At 43.2% G+C, this 22370-nt stretch carries 23 protein-coding genes; 21 read left to right on the forward strand and 2 right to left on the reverse strand.

What is annotated here, in order from left to right; translation table 11 throughout:
* The first annotated feature begins 11 nt into the window (after positions 1-11).
* The 16 genes from ACOAOT_RS02075 (at position 12) to spoIVB (ending at position 15460) form a co-directional block, all read left to right on the forward strand.
* A complete protein-coding gene (locus ACOAOT_RS02075; protein WP_420215434.1) occupies positions 12-1187 on the forward strand; it encodes a stage III sporulation protein AE in 1176 nt (391 codons plus the stop codon).
* Between the two features lie 5 nt (positions 1188-1192).
* Positions 1193-1870 carry a stage III sporulation protein AF gene (locus ACOAOT_RS02080; protein WP_420215435.1) on the forward strand — a complete coding sequence of 226 codons (678 nt, stop codon included), beginning with the start codon at positions 1193-1195 and terminating at the stop codon, positions 1868-1870.
* A complete protein-coding gene (locus tag ACOAOT_RS02085; protein WP_420215436.1) occupies positions 1824-2456 on the forward strand; it encodes a SpoIIIAG-related protein in 633 nt (210 codons plus the stop codon). The genes ACOAOT_RS02080 and ACOAOT_RS02085 overlap by 47 nt, the downstream gene beginning before the upstream one ends.
* 15 nt (positions 2457-2471) lie before the next feature.
* A complete protein-coding gene (locus ACOAOT_RS02090) occupies positions 2472-3329 on the forward strand; it encodes a SpoIIIAH-like family protein (protein WP_420215437.1) in 858 nt (285 codons plus the stop codon).
* A gap of 34 nt (positions 3330-3363) precedes the next feature.
* On the forward strand, positions 3364-3792 hold the full coding sequence (locus ACOAOT_RS02095; RefSeq protein WP_420216637.1) for an Asp23/Gls24 family envelope stress response protein: 429 nt from the start codon (positions 3364-3366) through the stop codon (positions 3790-3792).
* Between the two features lie 155 nt (positions 3793-3947).
* Complete coding sequence (locus ACOAOT_RS02100; protein ID WP_420215438.1) at positions 3948-5375, forward strand: sensor domain-containing diguanylate cyclase; 1428 nt, start codon at positions 3948-3950, stop codon at positions 5373-5375.
* A gap of 103 nt (positions 5376-5478) precedes the next feature.
* On the forward strand, positions 5479-5922 hold the full coding sequence (gene nusB / locus ACOAOT_RS02105; RefSeq protein ID WP_420215439.1) for a transcription antitermination factor NusB: 444 nt from the start codon (positions 5479-5481) through the stop codon (positions 5920-5922).
* A 2-nt stretch (positions 5923-5924) separates the two neighbouring features.
* On the forward strand, positions 5925-7211 hold the full coding sequence (xseA, locus tag ACOAOT_RS02110; RefSeq protein WP_420215440.1) for an exodeoxyribonuclease VII large subunit: 1287 nt from the start codon (positions 5925-5927) through the stop codon (positions 7209-7211).
* 14 nt (positions 7212-7225) lie between these two features.
* Entirely contained in the window at positions 7226-7438 is a 213-nt protein-coding gene (gene xseB, locus ACOAOT_RS02115; protein WP_104435056.1) for an exodeoxyribonuclease VII small subunit, read from the forward strand.
* Positions 7428-8315, forward strand: a complete 888-nt coding sequence (locus tag ACOAOT_RS02120; protein WP_420216638.1) for a polyprenyl synthetase family protein — start codon at positions 7428-7430, stop codon at positions 8313-8315. The genes xseB and ACOAOT_RS02120 overlap by 11 nt, the downstream gene beginning before the upstream one ends.
* A gap of 13 nt (positions 8316-8328) precedes the next feature.
* On the forward strand, positions 8329-10230 hold the full coding sequence (gene dxs / locus ACOAOT_RS02125) for a 1-deoxy-D-xylulose-5-phosphate synthase (protein ID WP_420215441.1): 1902 nt from the start codon (positions 8329-8331) through the stop codon (positions 10228-10230).
* A 1-nt stretch (position 10231) separates the two neighbouring features.
* Positions 10232-11047: a TlyA family RNA methyltransferase gene (locus ACOAOT_RS02130; RefSeq protein WP_420215442.1), complete on the forward strand. Its 816-nt coding sequence runs from the start codon at positions 10232-10234 to the stop codon at positions 11045-11047.
* Between the two features lie 10 nt (positions 11048-11057).
* The gene (locus ACOAOT_RS02135) at positions 11058-11915 is read left to right on the forward strand and encodes an NAD(+)/NADH kinase (RefSeq protein WP_420215443.1); all 858 of its coding nucleotides are present in this window, start codon (positions 11058-11060) and stop codon (positions 11913-11915) included.
* Between the two features lie 12 nt (positions 11916-11927).
* Positions 11928-12377 carry an arginine repressor gene (gene argR / locus ACOAOT_RS02140; protein WP_420215444.1) on the forward strand — a complete coding sequence of 150 codons (450 nt, stop codon included), beginning with the start codon at positions 11928-11930 and terminating at the stop codon, positions 12375-12377.
* A gap of 12 nt (positions 12378-12389) precedes the next feature.
* The gene (recN, locus tag ACOAOT_RS02145) at positions 12390-14060 is read left to right on the forward strand and encodes a DNA repair protein RecN (protein WP_420215445.1); all 1671 of its coding nucleotides are present in this window, start codon (positions 12390-12392) and stop codon (positions 14058-14060) included.
* 125 nt (positions 14061-14185) lie between these two features.
* Entirely contained in the window at positions 14186-15460 is a 1275-nt protein-coding gene (gene spoIVB / locus ACOAOT_RS02150; protein WP_420215446.1) for a SpoIVB peptidase, read from the forward strand.
* 70 nt (positions 15461-15530) lie between these two features.
* On the opposite strand, the gene ACOAOT_RS02155 is transcribed toward spoIVB, so the two are convergent.
* Together ACOAOT_RS02155 and ACOAOT_RS02160 are read right to left on the reverse strand one after the other, a co-directional pair.
* Positions 15531-15881: a PqqD family protein gene (locus tag ACOAOT_RS02155; protein WP_420215447.1), complete on the reverse strand. Its 351-nt coding sequence runs from the start codon at positions 15879-15881 to the stop codon at positions 15531-15533.
* A complete protein-coding gene (locus ACOAOT_RS02160; RefSeq protein ID WP_420215448.1) occupies positions 15878-17788 on the reverse strand; it encodes an OPT family oligopeptide transporter in 1911 nt (636 codons plus the stop codon). The genes ACOAOT_RS02155 and ACOAOT_RS02160 overlap by 4 nt, the downstream gene beginning before the upstream one ends.
* A 475-nt stretch (positions 17789-18263) precedes the next feature.
* On the opposite strand from ACOAOT_RS02160, the gene spo0A reads away from it, so the two are divergent.
* The 5 genes from spo0A to ACOAOT_RS02185 all read left to right on the forward strand — a co-directional run bounded on the left by spo0A (position 18264) and on the right by ACOAOT_RS02185 (position 22364).
* Complete coding sequence (gene spo0A, locus ACOAOT_RS02165) at positions 18264-19070, forward strand: sporulation transcription factor Spo0A (protein WP_314461473.1); 807 nt, start codon at positions 18264-18266, stop codon at positions 19068-19070.
* A gap of 98 nt (positions 19071-19168) precedes the next feature.
* The gene (gene glgA, locus ACOAOT_RS02170) at positions 19169-20614 is read left to right on the forward strand and encodes a glycogen synthase GlgA (protein WP_420215449.1); all 1446 of its coding nucleotides are present in this window, start codon (positions 19169-19171) and stop codon (positions 20612-20614) included.
* Between the two features lie 39 nt (positions 20615-20653).
* A complete protein-coding gene (locus tag ACOAOT_RS02175; RefSeq protein WP_420215450.1) occupies positions 20654-21223 on the forward strand; it encodes an HD domain-containing protein in 570 nt (189 codons plus the stop codon).
* Between the two features lie 13 nt (positions 21224-21236).
* The gene (locus ACOAOT_RS02180) at positions 21237-21695 is read left to right on the forward strand and encodes a divergent PAP2 family protein (protein ID WP_420215451.1); all 459 of its coding nucleotides are present in this window, start codon (positions 21237-21239) and stop codon (positions 21693-21695) included.
* Between the two features lie 111 nt (positions 21696-21806).
* Positions 21807-22364, forward strand: coding sequence for a putative ABC transporter permease (locus tag ACOAOT_RS02185; protein WP_420215452.1), 558 nt, complete (start codon positions 21807-21809; stop codon positions 22362-22364).
* Positions 22365-22370: the final 6 nt, after the last annotated feature.

Below are 22370 nucleotides of genomic sequence, written 5' to 3' on the forward strand. Positions count from 1 at the left end.
GAGGAAGGAACATGAAAAGGAGGTTTTTATTTTTTCTGTGTCTTCTTTGTTTTCTTTTTCCCGCCAGCATCTCCTGGGGAGCGGAGGCTCCGGCAAAAGAGCAGGAAACAGAGGTCACCCAGGGGCTTGATCTGGATCAGTATGATCTGTCTGATATTCAGAAATTTCTGGATCAGAGAAATGATAATCAGGGGCTTAATCTTTCCTTTCAGGATTTAATGAAAAGTCTTATGGATGGGAAGTTAAATGATGTACTCAGCCAGACTGGAAAAGCGCTTAAAAAAATGCTGATGGGCGAAATCGAAAGCAGCGGGCATATGATGGGACAGATTCTTGTACTTGGCATTATCGGGGCTGTCTTTTCTAATTTTTCCAGTGTATTTACAGGAAGTCAGATCTCCGAAACAGGTTTTTTTGTTACTTATTTATTACTGTTTACCTATCTGGCAGCCAGCTTTTTTACCAGCATTTCCATTGTAAGCGGCGTGGTTAACCAGATACTGGGATTTATGAGAGTGCTGATGCCTGCGTATTTTCTGGCGGCGGCATTTGCGGGAAGCAGTGCTACCGCAGTGGCATCTTATGAGTTTACCCTGGTTATCTTATCTGCTTCCCAGTGGCTTTTAGGAACGGTACTGCTATCACTGATCCGTGTATACGCCCTTCTGGTTATGGCAGGTCATATTGCAAAAGAGGATATGTTATCAAAGCTGACTGAACTGTTAGAGCAGGTGGTTTCCTGGAGCTTAAAAACTTTAATCGGACTGGTCCTGGGGTTTCAGATGATCCAGTCCATGGTGCTTCCTTATGTGGATTCCTTAAAGACAGGAGCCCTGCAGAAGCTGGTGGGCGCGATTCCAGGTATTGGACAGGGGGTCAGCTCTGTGGCCCAGATGGTATTAGGCTCTGGTGTACTGATTAAGAATACCATAGGAGCAGCCGGTATCCTGATTCTCATTATTCTTACCATCGTTCCCATTCTAAAGCTTGTTATCTTAATGTTATTTTATCAATGTGTGGCAGCCCTTTTGCAGCCAGTCTGTGATAAACGGATTATATCCTGCATTTCCGATATGGCAAAGGGACATAAAATGCTTTTGTCCGTGGCTATATCCTGCATGATTTTATTTATCGTCACCATAGCACTTGTGTGTGCTTCTACCAATGTAACCTATTATTCCGGGTGAGTGGCATGGATCAATTATATGAATGGATCAGAAATATCACTTATTATCTGATCTTTATCACTGTGGTAGAAAATCTTCTGCCAAATAAAAAGTATGAAAAATACGTCAAATTCTTTGCCGGTATGGTGCTGATTCTTCTTGTGTTAAAGCCCGTTACAGGCGGATTAAGACTGGATGATAAACTGGCCTACTCATTTGAAGCAATAAGCCTTAAAAAGGAAGCAGGTGAGTTAACCGGGAAAGTTTCAAAAATGGAGGAATCAAGACTGAAACGAATGATTTCCGGTTACGAAAAAGCAGTGGGAACTGATTTGGAGACCATGGCGCAGACAGCAGGTTTTTCCTGCAAAGAAACCAATGCAGAAATTAACAGTGATCAGTCCAGTGACCGGTTCGGTCATGTGGTAAAGGTTTCCCTTGTACTCTCCTCTGGAAAAGAGGAAATGCAGGCGGAGGAAGCAGCTTCTGTTGGCAGTAAAATGGATCCTGTTAAGAAGGTTGAGGAAATAAAAAATATTAGAATAACTGGGAAAGAATCGGATCAAAGTGCTGAAATAAAGCCGGAAGATGGAAAAAAAGAAGAGCAGAAAGAAAATTCCAGTCTATCTGGTCTTAGAAGGAGGATTGCGGAATATTATGGATTGGAGGAACAGGATATTGAAATTCAAATGGAAGATGGGTAAGGATAAATTGTTAATCCTGCTGGCGGTTGGAATGATAATCCTGATCCTTACATTTCCTTCTGGTCCCGGAATTGCAAAGAAAGTGGAAAAGACTGCGCAGAAAGAAAATAATAAGCAATCCACTTTACAGCAGGGAATTGTAACACAGCCTGCAGACGGAGATGCTGCCGCTTCCGTTTCCGCTGACCGCACTTATGAAGAAGAACTGGAAGCCAGGGTGAAAAAAATATTAAAAACCGTGGATGGAGTCGGTCAGGTTGATGTGCTCATTGTAGTAAAATCTTCAGGGGAAAAGGTACTGAGAGTGGATAAAGATAACTCAAATTCCACCACCGAAGAAAATGACACATCAGGAGGGTCGAGAAAGATTACAAGCGCAGAATTAAAAGAGAGTACCATTCTTACCGGCCAGGGAGAAAATACGGCTCCCATTGTGGAGAAAGAAATACGTCCTGAAATAGAAGGAATTATTATCAGTGCCCAGGGCGGAGGCAGTCCTACGGTAAAAGCTGAAATTTCCAGTGCCATGGAAGCATTATTTAACCTGCCCCCACATAAAATAAAAGTATTAAAGAGGGTGGAATAAAAAGGAGTGTCAGGTATGAAAAGTTGGAAAACAAGCAATGAACCCAATGTCCCGAAAACCCCAAAGAAAATGGATATGAAGAAACTGTTCCGAAGAAACCAGATTATTATTACAACTCTGGCAGTCATGATCGCTGCCGCCGGATATTTAAATTATGCCGGAAAGCAGGATGCAGCCTCCGGAACCGATGTGTATGAAGCCGGAATGACAGACATTTCCGAAGAAGACATTTTAGCAGAGAACCAGGCATTAAATGGCAGTGATTCCAGCAAGGATATCGCCAGTCTGGATCAGGATGCCGCAGATATTGACAAACTGGCAGCAGCCGATTCTGCGGGCAGCGCAGATAAGACAGCGGCCGGAAGTACCCAGGTAGCAGCTGGGGATGAAACAGCTCAAAGTCTTGCAGCAGGTGAGACCCAGGCAGCAGCCAGCCTTGCAGAAGGTGAAACACAGGCAGCTGATACCGGTCTTGACAATCCTGGTGAGGCTGTTTTAACCAGCGGTATGAACGTCGCAGATTACATATCAAGCGTGCAGTTAAACAGAGAACAGGTAAGGGCCAGAAATAAAGAAACTCTGATGAACTTAATCAACAATCCAAACATTGAAGAGGCTGCCAAACAGCAGGCAATTCAGCAGATGGTTGATATGACAGCCATTGCCGAGAAGGAGAATGCAGCAGAAACCCTTCTTCTTGCAAAAGGATTTGCAGATCCCGTTGTCAGCATTTCAAATGGAAAAGTTGATGTTGTCATCAATGCCGCCAGCATTACAGATCCCCAGCGTGCCCAGATTGAAGATATTGTAAAGAGAAAAACTGAAGTGGGAGCAGAGAGTATCGTTATTACCCTCATGAAACTGGAAGAGTAAAAAGCCTTTGCAAACAGTTGACAATTTTGCTATAATGATTTCAGAACCCAGAAATACTAAACAGGAGGGAATCGAAGTGGCAGAATTGGAAAACAGAAATACTCATAAAGTATATGAAAAAGATAAAATCGGCGAAGTTCAGATCGCAGATGATGTAGTCGCGATTATCGCAGGTCTTGCTGCGACGGAAGTAGATGGAGTGGATTCCATGGCAGGCAACATCACCAACGAACTGGTGGCGAAGCTGGGCATGAAAAACTTATCCAAAGGTGTCAAAGTGGAACTGACAGAGGAACATGTTTCCGTAGATTTGTCCTTAAACATAAAATATGGTTACAGTATCCCAACCGTCAGTGAAAAAGTTCAGGAAAAGGTGCAGAATGCCATTGAGAACATGACTGGACTTTCCGTTCTTGATGTGAACATCCGGATTGCCGGTGTTGCAATGGATGAGAACAAATAATTTTATAATTTACAGCGGGAATAACCGGTCATACGGTTCATTCCCGCTGTTTTTTTTATAGAAAAGATGAAATTATCCTTGTAATGATATAGGACAGGATTTATAATGGACGATATTGTGAATCGAAAGATTCTTAAGGACAGGTGTTTTTAAATATGATGAATCGTAGAAACGGGGGGCATTATCCGCCGGGTTTGCTGATCCTGGCAAGTCTTGTGATATCTGTGATTATCGGAATTTGTGTTTTAAATTTCTATTATTTTCACGAAGTGGAGCAGAGTCTGTTTCAGCAGACTCACAGAGATTTAAAGCAGGAGAATGATAAAGCACTGAATTATATAGAATCCATGATACAGACCAGATTCGAATGGCTGGAATTGTTTGCATTCTACTGTGATCTGCCGGATGGCTCAGGCAACGAACAATGGTGGCAGCAGGTACAGGATTACGAAAAAGAAGATTCCCGGTTTGGTGTTGCAGATACGTCAGGTACTCTATATTATGGAAATCGTGAAACCCAGGACATTTCTTCCCGTGACTATTTTAAAAAAGCGTTAGACGGTGAAAAGAATATATCCGGATTATTGAAAGAAAGCTTTAAGGGCCAGGACAGTATCATTTTAACCGTCCCCATTATCAGAGACGGTGTAGTTAAGGGTGCGGCGTGTCTGGAGTTGTCTTCCGATAGGCTGAAACAGTATTTAAGCGATACGGATTTAAGCCGCTACGGTGCCAATATGATATTTCAAAAAGATGGAGAGATTTTGATTTCCTGCACGGCGTGTGAAAATCAGATTTCTCTGTTTGAGATGCTTAAAACAAGGAAATTTGGAACGGGTGAGACATTTTCGGAGATGGAAGCCGGAATCAGCCAGGGGCTGTCCGGTTATATTACTTATTATGAAAATGATTACCGCCGCCTTCTTTACTACCAGCCTATGGGAATCAATGACTGGTATATGGCGACCGTTGTGGAGACAGAAGGATATGAGAATACGTTTCATAAGATTAAATCCCTTTCTGCAAAATTTATAGCAGGATCCACCTTCCTTTTGTTTTGCGGAGTGATCCTGATCCTTTTAATTGTTCACACCAGAAAAAAAGAAGAAAAGAGACTGCAGAAGGATTATTTAACAGGAGTTTATACCAGAGAAACAGCAAGAAAACTGGTGGAGCATGGATTAAAAGCCGGCGGAAAAAACCGCTTTTATGCATGCATGTTCCTTGACATCGATGATTTTAAGAAGATAAACGATACCTTTGGTCACCATAAAGGGGATCTGGTTCTCGTTCAGGCGGGACAGATATTAAGTGCCTGCACCAGGCAGGAGGATGTAATTGTCCGGTTCGGAGGAGATGAATTCTGTATCTGGCTTTATGGAATGAGAGGAAGGAAACAGCCCGAAGCAATTGCCCAGCGTATTATTAATGCATTTCATGTCTCAGGAAAGGTACATGCCAGTATTGGAATTACTTTGATTGGAGAGAATGAAACTGAATACGATGCCATCTTAAGAAGGGCAGATCAGGCATTATACGAGGCAAAGGGAAAAGGAAAAAACCAGTATGCTGTTACCAATTAACATTCCATACAGGCGCGCAAAAGTTTCTATTGTATAAAAAACCCTGTTAAGGTATAATAATTCCAAACGTCCAGTTAAATCACCAATAGGAGGACCATGGTAAATGACCAGAAGTAAAATGCGTGAACACTGCTTTAAGATGCTTTTCTGCGCTGATTTTCACCCCGCAGAGGAGAAGATTTGGCAGATTAATCAATATTTTGAGGAACCAAAAGAGGATGATCTTAATACGGAAGGTGTAGAAGAGATCGTTCATGATGTGGATATGAGTGAAGAGAATTCTGCTTTCTTAAAAGAAAAGACAGAAGCAATTATGAATAAAATTCCGGAACTGGATGAAAAAATCAATGAAGTAGCCGAAGGCTGGAAGACAAAACGTATGGGAAGAGCGGAATTAACCATTCTCCGCCTCGCTCTTTATGAAATCTTATTCGATGATGAGGTGCCGGAAAAGGTAGCCATCAACGAAGCAGTAGAACTGGGTAAAAAATACGGCGGAAACGAAGCTCCGGCTTTCATTAACGGAGTTCTTGCAAAGCTGGTGTAAGTATGGCAGGTGTCTATTCCGTAACCCAGATTAATGCTTATATTAAAAACATGTTTGCCCAGGATTTTGCACTGAACCGGATTTCCATCAAAGGGGAAGTGTCCAACTGCAAATATCATACTTCCGGTCATATCTATTTTACCTTAAAAGACAAAGCCTCTTCTATTTCGGCAGTGATGTTTGCCGGATCCAGAAAAGGTCTTTCCTTTCATCTGGAAGAAGGACAGCAGATCGTTGCAAAGGGAAGCGTTGAGGTTTATGAAAGAGACGGAAGATATCAGCTTTACGCCCAGGAAATTACGAAAGAGGGAATGGGAGATTTATTCGAACGTTTTTTAAAGCTTCGTAATGAATTGGAAGAGATGGGGATGTTTTCCCCTGAATACAAGAAAGAAATTCCAGGATATGCAAGGCGTGTGGGTGTGGTAACTGCCCCCACAGGCGCTGCCATCCGGGATATTATGAATATATCCGCCAGGCGGAACCCCTTTGTGCAGCTCTATCTTTACCCCGCTCTTGTGCAGGGAAGCGGTGCTGCAGAAAGTATTGTAAAAGGAATTGAGACCTTAGACCAGATGGGACTTGATGTTCTCATTGTGGGAAGAGGGGGCGGCTCCATTGAAGACTTATGGGCTTTTAATGAAGAAGCGGTTGCCAGAGCAATCTTTAACTGCTCCGTACCGGTGATTTCTGCAGTCGGTCATGAAACCGATGTGACTATCGCAGATTATGTTGCGGACATGCGTGCACCCACCCCTTCGGCAGCTGCGGAGCTGGCAGTATTTGATTATAAACAGTTTAAAGAACAGACAGAGAGCATTCGGTATACGTTAAAAACCATGATGGAGCGAAAGCTGGAGCGGTATCGTTTCTCTGTGAACCAATATGGATTAAAGCTAAAATACTTTGATCCAAAGCGAAGTATTCGTGAACAGCGCCAGCGTCTTCATGATCTGGAAGAGAAGCTGAAACGTCTGCTTTTAAAGCAGATAGAGGCGGAGCGCAGGCAGCTTGACGAATCCGCAGCTAAGATGAGTCAGCTGATGGAGAAGCAGACTTTAAGAGACAGGCACAGGCTGGAACTTCTTGCCGGACGCCTTCATGCCTGTTCCCCGCTGGCAAAAATAGGCGGCGGCTACGGTTTTATCACTGATTCAGGGAATCACAGGATTGATTCTGTCATGCAGGTAAAGGCCGGAGATGCTCTTGGTCTTAAATTGCGGGATGGAACTATCCATACTCTGGTATCAGGAGTGGAGCCACTAACAGGGTCAGAGGCAGAAAAATAAGGAGATACAGGCTTATGGCAGTAAAAAAAGAAAGAACCATTGAAGAGACCTTAAAGGACTTAGAGGAGCTGATCAAAAAGCTGGAAAGCGGAGAGAGCTCCTTAGAGGAATCCTTTGAATATTACGAGACAGGTATGAAACTTGTTAAGTCCTGCAATGATAAAATAGATAAAGTGGAAAAAAAGATAATTGTACTGGAGGAAAATGGTGAAGAACATGAACTTTGAGGATGAGTTGCTGAAACGGACCAAAGATGTGTGGGAGATTGTGGAAAGTTTCCTTCCGGCTGTAGAGGGACATCAGAGCACTGTTCTTGAGGCAATGGATTACAGTATGCGGGCAGGCGGAAAGCGGCTGCGTCCTATGCTGATGAGGGAGACATACCGCCTTTTTGGAGGTATGGGAAAAGAGATAGATCCTTTTATGGCAGCCATAGAGATGATTCATACCTCTTCTCTGATTCACGATGATCTTCCCTGTATGGATAATGATACCCTTCGCAGAGGACTTCCCACTGCCTGGGTGAAATTTGGATATGATATGGCGGTGCTGGCAGGTGACGGTCTTTTGATTTATTCCATGGAGACGGCAGCGAAGGCACTTAATTTTTCGGACAGGCCGGACCGGGTCGCCAGGGCTATGGGTATTCTTGCCCAAAAGACAGGTATATTCGGTATGATAGGCGGCCAGACGGTAGACGTGGAGCTGGCTGGAAAGCCGATTCCAGTGGACAAGCTGGACTTTATCTACCGGTTAAAGACCGGAGCGCTTTTAGAGGCGTCCATGATGATCGGAGCACTCCTTGGCGGAGCCAGTGAAGACGAGTTAAAGGCAGTGGAAGAGATGGCATCTAAAATCGGACTTGCTTTTCAGATTCAGGATGATATTCTTGATGTTACAAGCAATGCCGAAGTATTGGGAAAACCCGTATTCAGCGATGAAAAAAATAATAAAACCACTTATGTAACATTGGAGGGAATGGAACAGGCGAAGATGGCTGTGGAGAGAATTTCGAAAGAAGCAGTTGCCTGCCTTCAAAAGCTGCCGGGAGAGAACCGCTTTCTGGAAGAACTGATCCGGATGCTGGTTAACCGGGAAAAATAAAGGATTAAAAATTATGATGCTGGAACTGATTAACGGACCTGACGATATAAAGAAATTCTCCAAACAGGAGCTGACCATATTAAGCCAGGAAATCCGTGATTTTTTAATAGAAAAGATAAGTACCACAGGCGGTCATCTGGCCTCCAATTTAGGAGTTGTGGAGCTGACCATGGCAATTTATCTTGCTTTTGATCTGCCAATGGACAAGATTGTCTGGGATGTAGGGCATCAGTCCTATACCCATAAGATCTTAAGCGGAAGAAGGATGGAATTTGATGAACTGCGCCAGTACGGCGGCATGAGTGGTTTTCCAAAGAGAAAGGAAAGCCCCTGTGATGCCTTTGATACCGGGCACAGTTCTACTTCTATTTCTGCCGGACTGGGACTTGCCCAGGCAAGAGATGTGCTGGGGGAAGGTCATTTTGTGGTATCAGTCATCGGTGACGGTTCCCTGACGGGAGGCATGGCATATGAAGCACTGAATAATGCAGCCCAGATGAAGAAAAATTTCGTTATTATTCTCAATGACAATAATATGTCTATTTCTGAAAATGTAGGCGGCATGTCCTCCTATCTAAACAGTATACGGACCGGGAATGGATATCTGGATTTAAAGAAACATGTTACCAATACGCTTTCAAGGATTCCGGTTATCGGAGAACCTCTGATTGAGAAGATCAGCCGGACTAAAAATGGCATTAAGCAGCTTCTGATTCCGGGAATGCTGTTTGAAAATATGGGTATTACCTATTTAGGGCCGGTAGACGGCCATAATTTAAAGGCTCTGACAAGAACCCTGAAAGAGGCGAAGAAACTTGACCATACCGTACTGGTTCATGTGATTACCAAAAAGGGAAAAGGATATGCTCCGGCAGAAAAAAATCCGTCCAAGTTTCACGGAGTGGATCCCTTTGATATCCTGACTGGCAAGCCTAAAAAAGAAAAGAAGAATTTAAGCTATACAGATGTGTTTTCTAAAACAATCTGCCGTCTGGCAAAAGATGATAAGAAAATTGTGGCGGTAACCGCTGCGATGCCGGATGGAACCGGATTGAAACGGTTCTCAAACCTGTATCCGGACCGCTTTTTTGATGTGGGGATTGCAGAAGAGCATGCAGTGACTTCGGCGGCAGGAATGGCAGCAGGCGGTCTGAAACCGGTAGTGGCTGTTTATTCCTCTTTTTTGCAGAGAGGGTTTGATCAGGTACTTCATGATGTGTGTATTCAGAATCTTCCTGTTGTATTCGCAGTTGACCGGGCAGGACTGGTTGGCAGCGATGGAGAGACCCATCAGGGGATTTTTGATCTGTCCTTTTTAAGTGCCATACCCAATATGAGCATTTTTGCACCGAAAAATGACTGGGAGCTGGCAAACGGACTGGAGTTCGCATTTTCCCTTGACAGTCCCATTGCGGTACGCTATCCCAGAGGGGAAGCCTATCAGGGGCTGGAAGAATTCAAAGCACCCATTGAATACGGGAAAGGCGAAATCATTTATGAAGAGACGGACATTGCCCTTCTGGCAGTAGGCAGCATGGTAAGTACAGGAGAGCATGTAAGGCAGAAATTGAAAGCGGAAGGCTGGAACTGTACTCTTGCCAATGGGCGCTTTATTAAGCCTTTTGATAAAAAACTGATTGATCACCTGGCAAAAAATCACTGGCTGATTGTGACCATGGAGGAGAATGTTCTTCAGGGCGGGTATGGAAGCCTGATCAATGGTTATATTCATGAACACTATCCAAAAGTAAAGGTACTAAACATTGCCCTGCCGGATGCATATGTGGAGCACGGCAACGTTTCTCTGCTTCGAAAAGGACTTGGAATTGACAGTGATTCCATAATCTGGCGCATGAAAAAGGAATACCTGGATATGGAGCGGCAGAACAGGGAATGGAAGGATAAGATGAAGTAAAATGAAAGAACGGTTGGATGTGCTATTAGTAAAACAGGGACATGCAGAGTCCAGGGAAAAGGCGAAAGCCATCATCATGTCCGGAATCGTATACGTGGACGGTGATAAAGAGGACAAAGCAGGTTCCACATTTGAAGAAACTGCACTCATTGAGGTAAGAGGCAGCACTTTAAAATATGTAAGCCGGGGCGGATTAAAGCTTGAAAAAGCCATGACCCATTTTGACGTTACGCTGGAGGGAAAGGTCTGCATGGATGTAGGCTCTTCTACCGGAGGATTTACGGACTGCATGCTGCAAAACGGCGGGGTGAAAGTCTATGCGGTTGACGTGGGACATGGGCAGCTTGCGTGGAAGCTTCGAAACGATGAACGGGTGGTCTGTATGGAAAAGACCAACATCCGTTATGTGACGCCAGAGGATATTAAGGACCGGATTGAATTTTCATCCATTGATGTATCATTTATATCCCTTACTAAAGTTCTTCTGCCGGTTAAAAACCTTTTGTCAGAAGACGGAGAGATCGTATGTCTGATTAAGCCTCAGTTTGAAGCAGGCCGTGAAAAGGTGGGCAAAAAGGGCGTGGTAAGAGAAAAATCGGTTCATCTGGAAGTAATCCAGTCCGTGATCTCTTATGCAATCAGCATTGGATTTGAAATTCTGCACCTGGAGTTTTCTCCTATTAAGGGTCCGGAAGGGAATATAGAATATCTGCTTCATTTAAAAAATCATCCCGCTGGGGAGAGCTTTCCTGATTACAGTGTGAATCCGGAAAAAGTGGTGGAAGAAGCTCACAAAGACTTAAGCGAAGGCAAATAAGGAGTCTGAAATGAAACATTTTTACGTAATCATGAATCCGGATAAAAAAGGAGCCCGTGAAACCGCGGAGCAGATCCGGGAATTTCTCACTGCAAGGGGAGCAGTCTGCCTGATCGGCAGAGGAGAAAAGGTAGATTGGCAGGCAGGAAAGCATTACACTGACTCAGCCATGGTACCAAAGGAAACGGAATGCGTGATTACTCTGGGGGGAGACGGTACATTAATTCAGGCAGCCAGAGATTTATCCGGACGCAATTTACCCATTCTTGGAATTAACAGAGGGACTCTGGGGTATTTAACCCAGGTTTCCAGAACAGAAGACATTGAATCAGCGCTGTCAGCCCTGTTTTACGATGACTATAAGCTGGAAGAGCGGATGATGCTAAGCGGAAGTGCATTCAGGGACGGAAAAGAGATTTACCGGGATATCGCTTTAAATGAAATCGTCATAACACGGGGCGAATACTTAAAGATGCTTCAGTTTAAAGTATATGTAAACGGGGAATTCTTAACGGAGTACAGAGCGGACGGGCTGATAGCAGCTACGCCCACAGGCTCTACTGCCTATAATTTGTCGGCAGGCGGGCCGATTATAGTTCCTGATTCCAAGATGCTGGTGCTTACACCCATCTGTTCCCACGCCCTCAATGCCAGAAGTATTGTGCTTTCTGCAGAAGACAAAATCAGAATTGAGATTGTAGGACAGGAAGGAATCAGCCAGGCAGCGGTATTTGACGGAGATTCGGCAGTCAGTCTTTTACCTGGGGACTGGATTGATATAGAGCGTGCCCAGATCAAGACTATATTAGTCAAATTAAAAAATTTATCATTTTTAGATAATCTTCGAAACAAGATGGCGGGTATATAAGGAGGTGACACGATGAAACTGGAAAGACATAGTAAAATAGTAGAACTGATTGGAAAGTATGAAATTGAAACCCAGGAAGAGCTGGCGGATTATTTAAATCAGGCTGGTTTTGCAGTAACACAGGCGACTGTATCCAGAGATATCAGGGAGTTAAAGCTGACAAAGGTGCAGTCAGAATCAGGGAAACAGCGTTATATGGTACTTCAGAATCAGGGATCATTCAGCGATAAATACATCCGGATTTTAAGAGATGGTTATTTATCCATGGATATGGCACAGAATATACTGGTAATCAAGACTGTATCCGGAATGGCCATGGCAGTGGCAGCAGCGTTAGATGCCCTTCATTTTAATGAAATGGTAGGCTGTATTGCAGGAGACGATACCATCATGTGTGCCATCAGAACTGTAGACGACACCATACTCATGATGGACAAACTGAAAAAACTCATTACGGGATAAAGGAGGCGAGCCATGCTTTCAGAATTACACGTAAAGAACTTAGCATTAATTGAAAAAGCCGATGTGGAGTTTAAAGAGGGACTGAATGTCTTAACTGGTGAGACAGGTGCTGGAAAATCCATAATTATCGGCTCGGTAACCATTGCCTTAGGAGGCAAGGTACCAAAGGATATGATCAGAAACGGGGCAGAATACGCTTACATAGAGCTGATCTTTACCGTCAGCGATGAAAGAAAGATCCATCTGTTAAAAGAAATGGATGTATTTCCCGACCAGGACGGCATCGTTATTATTTCTAAAAAAATCATGCCGTCTAAAAGTTTCAGCAAAATTAATGATGAAACAGTGACCGCAGGGAAACTGCGGGATATCACCGGTCTTCTCATCGATATTCATGGACAGCATGAACATCAGTCTTTACTCTACAAATCAGTACATCTGGAGATCCTGGACCGTTACCAGGAGAAAAAGTCCCACGAGCTAAAAATGAATATTGCTAAGACCTACAGAGAATACGTCCGGTTAAAGGAAAGGCTTGCGTCATTTCAGCTTGATGAGGATACCAGACTGCGGGAGATGGATTTTATCCGCTATGAGATAGAAGAGATTGAGAATGCAGGGTTAAGAGAGGGAGAAGAGGAAGAACTATCCTCAAAGTACCGTCTGTTTCTTCATGGAAAAAAAATTATGGAAAGTCTTTCTGTGGCTTATGATGCAGTCAATTCCGATGTCACAGGGCGTGCTTTAAAAGAGGTGGAGTCAGCGGCTGTTTATGATGAACGCCTGCTTACCATCAGAGACCAGCTTTTTGATGTGGACTCCATTTTAAGCGATATTAATCATGAAATCACCTCTTATCTGGAGGACTTATCTTTTGATGAAGAAGATTACCAGAAAATGGAGGAGCGTCTTGACTTAATTCATAATCTGGAAGCAAAGTATGGAAAAGGTGTTGACGTGATTTTCAAAAATCTGGAAGAAAAGAAAATCAGGCTGGGTGAACTGGAAGATTATGACCGTTTAAAGCAGCTAACAGAAAAAGAGATTCATCTGACTGAGGATAAATTAGAAGATATATGCGGACAATTATCCTGTATGAGGAAAGAAACTGCAAAAGAACTGACGGAAAAAATCAAAGAAGGCCTACATGATTTGAATTTTATTGATGTTAATTTTGATATGGAATTCAGCAGACTGGATCATTATACAGCAAACGGTTTTGATGAAGCAGAATTTATGATTTCTGCCAATCCCGGGGAGGCCTTAAAGCCTTTAAAATCCGTGGCTTCTGGCGGTGAGATGTCAAGAATCATGCTGGCAATCAAAACTGTTCTGGCTGATTCCGACGATATTCCAACCCTGATTTTTGATGAAATTGATACCGGTATCAGCGGAAGAACCGCACAGAAGGTTTCAGAAAAGCTTTCTTATATAGCAGCCAATCATCAGGTAATCTGTATCACTCATCTGCCCCAGATTGCAGCCATGGCAGATGCTCATTTTGAAATTAAAAAATCGGCAGAGGCTGGAAAAACCACCACAGGAATCCAGGCACTGCAGGATGAGGAAATTGTGGAAGAACTTGCAAGGCTCCTTGGCGGAGCAGAGATCACGGATGCTGTAAAAGTAAATGCCAGAGAGATGAAGCGTCTAGCGGCCGAAAAAAAGTTAAAAAAGTCATAACTGGTCCAAACACCAAAATTAAATGAATTCAACTAAAATATGACAGAGTGTTTTTAACGAATTCTCACATACTATGAGAGGAGTCAAAAAATTGTCTCCTTTATTCTTCTAAGGAGGTATGTGAGATGGCAAAAAAGAAATTTCATAAACTAATTGTAAGGGCGTTCTGGATCAGCCTGATCTTTTGTATCGGATTTACCTGGTTCTATATGAAACGGGTCATTCCGGACAAATTGAACATCGTTGCAGCAGAAGAAGAACAGTTTCATTTCTCCATGCCTTTTGATGTGACGCTGCATTCCGACAGCGAGGAAGTGGTACTAAATAATGGTTCCAACATTCCTTCCGATCAAATTCACTTACAGGTGAATCAGCCGTTTTCCGTGTATTCCAAGAATCTGGGAAGCTATAAGCTGGGATTAAAGCTGTTCGGCTGGATACAGTTAAAAGATATTCAGGTAAATGTAGTTGATACCAAATACGCTGTTCCTTGCGGTACTCCAGTTGGAATTTATTTAAAATCAAATGGAGTCATGGTAATCGGTACAGGAGACGTAACGAAAAAAGATGGAATGGTTGTAGAGCCTGCATTTGGAGTTTTACAATCAGGGGATTATCTGGAATCAATTAATGGAATCCCACTTAGTGACAAGGAAACACTGATGAATGAGCTGAATAAAATAGGCGCATCGGAAGCTGTTTTAAAGGTCAGAAGAGGCGATGATAACATTGACATTAAGATGAATCCCATAGAAACAGAGGACGGATCCTATAAACTGGGAGTCTGGGTTCGTGACGACACTCAGGGAATAGGAACCATGACCTATGTGGATATGAACGGACAATTTGGTGCACTGGGCCACGGAATCAGTGACAGTGATACCGGAAATGTAGTCCAGATTACAGACGGTTCTCTCTATGAAACAGCAATTCTGGGAATCGAAAAAGGAACCTTTGGGAAACCAGGTGTCATGAGCGGAATCATCTATTATGGTCCTGGATCTAATTTGGGAACGATTAAAGAAAATACAGAAGAAGGTATTTTCGGTACAGTAAATGACCGCTTTAAGCAGGGAGTCTCTCAGGATGCCGTACCCATCGGTTACCGGCAGGATGTGAAGAAGGGGAAAGCCTATATACGAAGTGATGTTTCTGGAAAAGTGCGTGATTACGAAATAGAAATCCAGCGGGTTGATTACTCCACCACTCATAAAAGCAAGGGAATGGTAATTAAAGTCACAGACCCCGATCTTCTGGCATTGACCGGGGGAATTGTTCAGGGTATGTCCGGTAGTCCGATCTTACAGGACGGAAAGCTGATAGGAGCTGTTACCCATGTTTTTATCCAGGACTCAACAAGAGGCTACGGTATCTTTATCGAAAATATGATCAATCATTGATAATTTTTGCCAGGAAATAAAAGGACAGAATCGTAAGTAGCCTTACGGTGCCGTCCTTTTCTTTTCCTGTTTAATTTTTAAAGGTAATAAATCCATAACTGTTCAGGATATGGAAGTACTTGGATAGACGTTCGTATAGAGGAGATGCATCCTCTCCAAACTGTTCCTTTACTAAAGCAGAAAGGCTAAGGATATCCCTGCTGCCATCGATGAGACACCATACAAAGCTTCCCATTGGATCCAGATGAATGTGGCTTACTTTGGGTTTATGAAAAAATCTCTGGGCAAACCGGTGAAAGACGCCTTTGTTTTCCACGTCCAGTGTCACCAGTCCGCTTTCTTCAACAGACCAGTGAATATGTTCTGTCCGAATGGGAATCCGGTCTAAATAGTTTTCGCTTTTTTTATCTGTCTGACTCATTTCTTCACTTTCTTCCAGATTGTAAATTTAAGCAGGCTTAAAATGACAAGCGCAAATAAAATCAGACTTCCAAAATCCAAAACAAAAGAAGGAAGATTTAGTTTTGAGGACAGATCCAGAGCCTTGTCCAAACCAAATACTGCTAAAAGCGCAAGCAGGATACCTACCAGGCCTTCACCTGCAATCATTCCGGAACAGTAAAGCATTCCGTCGCTGATTAACTGATCTTTTTCTTTCTTGTCTTCTTTTTTCATTCTGTCAAAGTATAAGCGTACCAGTCCGCCTACCATAATGCATGCATTTAACTGGACAGGAAGATACACGCCAATGGCGAAAGGAAGAACGGGAATTCCCAGGATTTCCACAGCCGCGGCTAAGAAGACTCCCATAAATACCAGCCCCCATGGAAGATTGTTATCCATAACACCCTCAATGATCATCTTCATCAGCATTGCCTGAGGTGCACCCAGCTGTTCAGAGCCAAAGCCCCATGCTGCATTCAACAGGTATAAAACCCCGCCAATGGCAAAGGCAGCAGCAACCACACCGATCAGCTCACCAATCTGCTGCTTTTTCGGAGTAGCTCCAAGCAGATAACCTGTCTTTAAGTCCTGGGAGGTATCACCAGCAATCGCAGCGACGATGCAGATGATGGAACCGATGGCAATTGCGCCTTTCATTCCATGGATTCCGCCATCCCCGGTGGCTTTTAATGTGATGGTGGCGATGAGAAGCGTTGCAATTGCCATACCCGATACCGGGTTATTGCTGCTTCCTACCAGACCTACCATTCTGGAAGATACAGTGGCAAAGAAAAATCCAAAGATTACAACAAGGATGGCTCCTACCAGACTTACCGGAATAACCGGAACCAGCCAGACAATAATGGTAAGGATGGCGATACCTCCAAGAATTGTCTGAAAGCTTAAATCCTGTTCCGTACGAAGTCCGCTGCCTGCATTGTTCTGACCAAGTCCCTGAATGGCATCACGGAATGTGCGAATAATTAATGGAAGAGATTTTACAAGGCTGATAATACCGCCTGCTGCAAGAGCTCCTGCACCAATATAACGGATGTAAGTTCCCCAGATGCCGCCGGCTCCTTTGGCAGCAAACAGTTCACCAATGGGAACAGTACCGGGATACAGGGTTAAATCGGCTCCAAAAAGAACAATTGCAGGGATAAATACCAGCCAGCTGATAATACCTCCCGCAAACATATAGGAAGATATCCTTGGTCCGCAGATATATCCTACGCTCATGACAGCCGGATAAATCTGTGTTCCAATCTCACCTGCATAACCCTTCACCCGGAAGGAAACTTCCCCTGGAACCAGTTTGATACCATCAATGATAAACTTAAATACAGCGGCAAAACCCATTCCGGCAAATACGGTGGAAGCATTGGCACCACCCTCTTCACCGGCTAAAAGAACCTCTGCACACGCGGTTCCTTCCGGATAAGGAAGAATCCCGTGTTCCTTTACAATCAATGCATTTCGAAGTGGAACCATGAAAAGGACACCCAGAATACCCCCGATGAGGGAGATCAGTGTGATTTCCAGAATACTAGGTGTTTCCATTTTCCCTTCTGCTGCCCATAAAAAAAGAGCAGGCAGTGTAAAGATAGCTCCTGCAGCCAGAGATTCTCCTGCAGATCCCACTGTTTGAACGATGTTGCTTTCCAGTATGGAGTTTTTCTTCATCATGACTCGGATCACACCCATGGAGATGACTGCGGCAGGTATTGATGCGGAGATGGTCATACCAACACGGAGACCCAGATAGGCATTAGCAGCACCGAAGACAACAGCCAGAATGATACCCAGAACAATAGAGGTAACAGTAAATTCCGGTGTGACCTTTTCAGCCGGTATGTACGGTCTGAAATCGTTTTGTTCTTTCATTTGTATTTCCCCCTAAAATTTTTATACAGTACCAATTATATCCATTTATTTAAGATGGGGCAAGTATTATTGTACTTTTTTAATAATAAAAAAAAATAAAATAATAATTTTATCAGCATAATGCTTAAATTATCATTGATAAAAATATATCTAATCTCTGTGAAAAGCTTTCCATCCCATTTCTTATGTGTTAGTATAAGAGATAGTAGCATTGTTTTTGACGTTTTTTTGACGACAAGTAGTTTCAATTTTCAACACCGGTAAAAAAAAGGGGGAAACGTGGATTCAGACCGGGCAAGACCTTTTCTTCATTCGACAGTGGGACAGTTTGGACAGAATCCCATATTCGATAAAATAAACGTTTTTCCTGTCGAATAATGCGATAGAATCACGTTGCGGCATAAGCTAGGGCAAGATTATAATGGCTATACACTAGTTTTCATTTATTACGAAGAATCAGGAGGAGAGTATCAATATGTCAGAAATCAGTATCGCTATTGCAGATGATAACCTGCAGACCTTAAATCTGCTGAATGATATACTGGAAGGAGAGGAGGATTTTCATGTAGTGGGAAGAGCGGATAACGGCGAAGATGCTTATAACATGATCCTCAAAACAAATCCGGATGTTGTCTTATTGGATGTGATTATGCCGAGAATGGACGGAATTACAGTAATGGAGCGGGTAAGAGGAAACGGTGCTGTGACAAAGATTCCCTCATTTATTATGGTAACCGCCGCAGGAAGTGAGAATATTACCGAAGATGCTTTCCGAATGGGGGCGAATTATTACATAATGAAGCCGTTTAACAAGGAAGTTATCGTCGATAAGGTGCGAAGAGTAGGGCAGAGAAAGACGAAAGTGCCCAGTCTTCAGGGTATGAAAAAGGTGAAACCTTATGTCAACAAGACAGAATATATGGAGCAGAATTTAGAAAATGATGTAACACAGATGCTTCATGAGATCGGAATTCCGGCGCATATTAAGGGATATCAGTATTTAAGGGATGCCATTGTCATATCGGTACAGGATCAGGAGATGCTTACCTCTGTGACTAAGATTCTTTATCCTTCCATTGCAAAGAAACATCAGACGACACCCAGCCGTGTGGAGCGTGCCATCCGCCATGCCATTGAAGTGGCCTGGAGCCGTGGAAAGATGGATACCATCAACGAGCTGTTTGGATATACCGTGAGTACAGGAAAAGGAAAACCAACCAATTCCGAGTTTATTGCACTCATTGCTGATAAAATAAGGCTTGATTACAAAAAACTTTCATAAAACTTAAGGGAAAGATACTTCCTTATTTTCTGAAAATGCAGTATACTATAGCATAACAGACAATGCCCGGAAGGGATAAGGATAAGGGAGGTTTTTGGATGAAGAAGATTTTGTTCGTTGCATCGGAGGCAGTACCTTTTGTTAAAACAGGTGGTCTTGCAGATGTAGTGGGATCCCTTCCCAAGTGCTTTGATCAGGAGTATTATGATGTGCGGGTTATGATTCCCAAATACCTCTGTATCAAAGAAGAATTGAGAAACCAGATGACATATGTGGATCATTTCTACATGGATTATCTGGGGCAAAGCAGATATGTTGGGATTCTTCAGTGTGTCTGGGACGGAATCACCTTCTATTTCATTGATAATGAAGGCTATTACCAGGGGCCGAAGCCATACGGAGACTGGTATCACGATTTAGAAAAGTTTTGCTTTTTTTCAAGAGCCGCCTTATCTTCTCTTCCGGTAATCGGATTTCAGCCGGATGTGGTTCATTGCCATGACTGGCAGACCGGTTTAATACCTGTTCTGTTAAAGGACCGTTTTCGTGAAGGAGATTTCTTCCGGAACATGAAGTCGGTAATTACCATTCACAATTTAAAATTCCAGGGCGTGTGGGATGTAAAGACCATACAGGCACTGACCTGTCTGCCTGATTATTATTTTACACCCGATAAACTGGAAGCCTACAAGGATGGAAATTTATTAAAGGGTGGCATAGTCTATGCAGATGCCATCACAACAGTCAGCGAGACCTATGCTCAGGAGATAAAGATGCCTTTCTATGGGGAAGGTCTTGACGGTCTGATGCGGGCCAGAGAAGGCAGTTTAAGAGGAATTGTAAACGGAATTGATTATGACGAGTTTGATCCTGAGACGGATTCGTATATTGTAGAAAACTATAATCTGCGTAATTTCCGCAAGGAGAAAGAAAAAAATAAAGCTGCGCTTCAAAAGGAACTTTCTTTGGCGCAGGATGAAAGTAAGTTTATGATTGGAATCGTTTCCAGACTGACTGACCAGAAGGGACTTGATTTAGTCCAGTGTGTAATGGATGAGTTATGTCAGGACAATATCCAGCTGGTTATTCTTGGTACCGGAGAAGAGCGGTATGAAAATATGTTCCGCCATTATGCATGGAAGTATCCGGATAAGGTTTCTGCCAATATTTATTATTCGGAGGCTATGTCTCATAAAATTTATGCTGCCTGTGATGCATTCCTGATGCCGTCTTTGTTTGAACCCTGTGGTTTAAGCCAGCTGATGGCACTCAGATACGGCACTGTACCTGTTGTCCGGGAAACCGGAGGTTTAAAAGACACGGTAGAATCCTATAATGAGTATGAGAGTACGGGTACGGGATTTTCCTTTGCCAACTATAATGCTCATGAGATGCTTGGTGCCGTCCGCTATGCACAGCGCATTTATTATGATAAGAGACGTGAGTGGAACAAAATTATCGACCGGGCTATGTCGAAGGATTATTCCTGGAAAACTTCAGCCATGAAGTATCAGGAATTATATGACTGGCTGACTGGCTGTTAAGCCGGTCCACACTATGAAGAAGGAAGCGACAGAATAACCATGAAAAACTTGTATTTAACCCCAGAGGAAGAGCAGGAAGCCATAAAGTGGGCAGAAGATGCCACCTGGGTGGAACGGGAAGACTATAATATGGATTTGGAATACCTTGCATGTGTAAAGGATATTTTAGACCACAAGGTATTCCAGTCCATGGATCATTATATGCAGCATGGAGATACTACCTGCAAGGCTCATTGCATTAAGGTGTCCTATTTAAGCTACTGCATATGCAGAAAATTAGGTTGGGAATATAAAGAAGCAGCCAGGGCAGGACTGCTTCATGATTTCTTTCTCTATGACTGGCATACTCATGCCAGAGAAACCGGGGAACGTTTCCATGGCTTTACTCATCCAAGGGCTGCTTTAAAGAATGCAGTGAAGCATTTCGATTTAACTGAGAATGAGAAGGACATGATCCTGCGGCATATGTGGCCTCTTACACCCGTTCCCCCCAAAACCAAAGGCGGAATGGTAATAATTTATGCAGATAAATTATGTGGTCTGGTGGAAACTACTGCAAGGATTAAGCGTTGGATATTGTACGGTTTTGGCAGGAAGAGCGCGGCATAAGATGGAGGAAACCATGGAATTTTGGGAAGTGATTCTAAAGAATCAGGTCTTAGTGACTGCTGTTACCGGCTGGCTGGTGGCGCAGGTGTTAAAAACACTGATTGACCTGGCTCTTAATAAAAGTTTTAATCCGGAGAGGCTTGTGGGATCCGGCGGTATGCCTAGTTCCCACTCCTCTACGGTTTGTGCATTGACAACCGCCGCCAGCTATCGTTATGGCGTCGGTTCTTTTGAGTTTGCAATCAGCTTTGTACTCTCCATGATTGTGATGTATGATGCTATGGGAGTACGAAGAGAAACAGGAAAGCAGGCAAAGCTTTTAAACAGCATTCTCTTAGAAAATCCCCTGAAGCTGAATGGCGAGATTCTACAGGAAAAATTAAAGGAATATGTAGGACATAGTCCTCTGCAGGTTGGAGCAGGAGCCATACTTGGCATTTTACTTGCAGTTTTTATAGCGCAATATTATTAATAAAAAAGAAAAATTTTGGGGAATCGTAAGAAAATAACCCTTGATTTCTTTAGATATCCATATTATACTTTAACAAGTTAAAAAATTGTTAATTTTGGAGGCAAATTGGATATGTCAATTTATCATAGGATAAACTGTTTTTTCCTATTCAGCTTTCTGGGTTATCTTCTTGAATGCGCTGTACTTAGCTATGAAAACAAAAGACCGGTTTTTAATCGTGGATTTGGACACGGACCGTTCTGCATCATATATGGATTTGGATCTGTTGGGGCCACCGTGCTTTTAAGCCCTTTCATTGACAGTCCGGTGCGCCTGTATTTCGCCTCTATGGTGATGGCAACTTTCATGGAGCTTGTTACGGCTTATATGATGATTAAGCTGTTCGGATCATTCTGGTGGGATTATAGCAGGAAGCCATTTAACTACAAAGGAATTATCTGTCTGGAGAGCAGCATTGCCTGGGGGTTTTTAGGAATCTTTTATTTCCGCTTCCTCAGTGGATTTGTGAATCAGGCTGCAGGTTTTATTCCAGATGATTTTCAACGTATTACTGGTATATTTTTGTTGGTTTTTTATGCAACCGATTTTGTATATACCATGAGGATGCAGCTGAAAGCAGACTGTGAAGAAGATGAGTCGTCCTTAGTGGGACGCCTGAAAGTATATTAAAGTTGG

The organism is Lacrimispora struthionigena (assembly GCF_048627165.1).
GTDB lineage: Bacteria > Bacillota > Clostridia > Lachnospirales > Lachnospiraceae > Lacrimispora.

Excerpts from the sequence above, each read along its gene's own strand:
- ACOAOT_RS02075 (WP_420215434.1), top strand. The coding sequence starts at position 12 with ATGAAAAGGAGGTTTTTATTTTTTCTGTGTCTTCTTTGTTTTCTTTTT.
- ACOAOT_RS02080 (WP_420215435.1), top strand. The coding sequence starts at position 1,193 with ATGGATCAATTATATGAATGGATCAGAAATATCACTTATTATCTGATC.
- ACOAOT_RS02085 (WP_420215436.1), top strand. The coding sequence starts at position 1,824 with ATGGATTGGAGGAACAGGATATTGAAATTCAAATGGAAGATGGGTAAG.
- ACOAOT_RS02090 (WP_420215437.1), top strand. The coding sequence starts at position 2,472 with ATGAAAAGTTGGAAAACAAGCAATGAACCCAATGTCCCGAAAACCCCA.
- ACOAOT_RS02095 (WP_420216637.1), top strand. The coding sequence starts at position 3,364 with ATGATTTCAGAACCCAGAAATACTAAACAGGAGGGAATCGAAGTGGCA.
- ACOAOT_RS02100 (WP_420215438.1), top strand. The coding sequence starts at position 3,948 with ATGATGAATCGTAGAAACGGGGGGCATTATCCGCCGGGTTTGCTGATC.
- nusB (WP_420215439.1), top strand. The coding sequence starts at position 5,479 with ATGACCAGAAGTAAAATGCGTGAACACTGCTTTAAGATGCTTTTCTGC.
- xseA (WP_420215440.1), top strand. The coding sequence starts at position 5,925 with ATGGCAGGTGTCTATTCCGTAACCCAGATTAATGCTTATATTAAAAAC.
- xseB (WP_104435056.1), top strand. The coding sequence starts at position 7,226 with ATGGCAGTAAAAAAAGAAAGAACCATTGAAGAGACCTTAAAGGACTTA.
- ACOAOT_RS02120 (WP_420216638.1), top strand. The coding sequence starts at position 7,428 with ATGAACTTTGAGGATGAGTTGCTGAAACGGACCAAAGATGTGTGGGAG.
- dxs (WP_420215441.1), top strand. The coding sequence starts at position 8,329 with ATGATGCTGGAACTGATTAACGGACCTGACGATATAAAGAAATTCTCC.
- ACOAOT_RS02130 (WP_420215442.1), top strand. The coding sequence starts at position 10,232 with ATGAAAGAACGGTTGGATGTGCTATTAGTAAAACAGGGACATGCAGAG.
- ACOAOT_RS02135 (WP_420215443.1), top strand. The coding sequence starts at position 11,058 with ATGAAACATTTTTACGTAATCATGAATCCGGATAAAAAAGGAGCCCGT.
- argR (WP_420215444.1), top strand. The coding sequence starts at position 11,928 with ATGAAACTGGAAAGACATAGTAAAATAGTAGAACTGATTGGAAAGTAT.
- recN (WP_420215445.1), top strand. The coding sequence starts at position 12,390 with ATGCTTTCAGAATTACACGTAAAGAACTTAGCATTAATTGAAAAAGCC.
- spoIVB (WP_420215446.1), top strand. The coding sequence starts at position 14,186 with ATGGCAAAAAAGAAATTTCATAAACTAATTGTAAGGGCGTTCTGGATC.
- ACOAOT_RS02155 (WP_420215447.1), bottom strand. The coding sequence starts at position 15,881 with ATGAGTCAGACAGATAAAAAAAGCGAAAACTATTTAGACCGGATTCCC.
- ACOAOT_RS02160 (WP_420215448.1), bottom strand. The coding sequence starts at position 17,788 with ATGAAAGAACAAAACGATTTCAGACCGTACATACCGGCTGAAAAGGTC.
- spo0A (WP_314461473.1), top strand. The coding sequence starts at position 18,264 with ATGTCAGAAATCAGTATCGCTATTGCAGATGATAACCTGCAGACCTTA.
- glgA (WP_420215449.1), top strand. The coding sequence starts at position 19,169 with ATGAAGAAGATTTTGTTCGTTGCATCGGAGGCAGTACCTTTTGTTAAA.
- ACOAOT_RS02175 (WP_420215450.1), top strand. The coding sequence starts at position 20,654 with ATGAAAAACTTGTATTTAACCCCAGAGGAAGAGCAGGAAGCCATAAAG.
- ACOAOT_RS02180 (WP_420215451.1), top strand. The coding sequence starts at position 21,237 with ATGGAATTTTGGGAAGTGATTCTAAAGAATCAGGTCTTAGTGACTGCT.
- ACOAOT_RS02185 (WP_420215452.1), top strand. The coding sequence starts at position 21,807 with ATGTCAATTTATCATAGGATAAACTGTTTTTTCCTATTCAGCTTTCTG.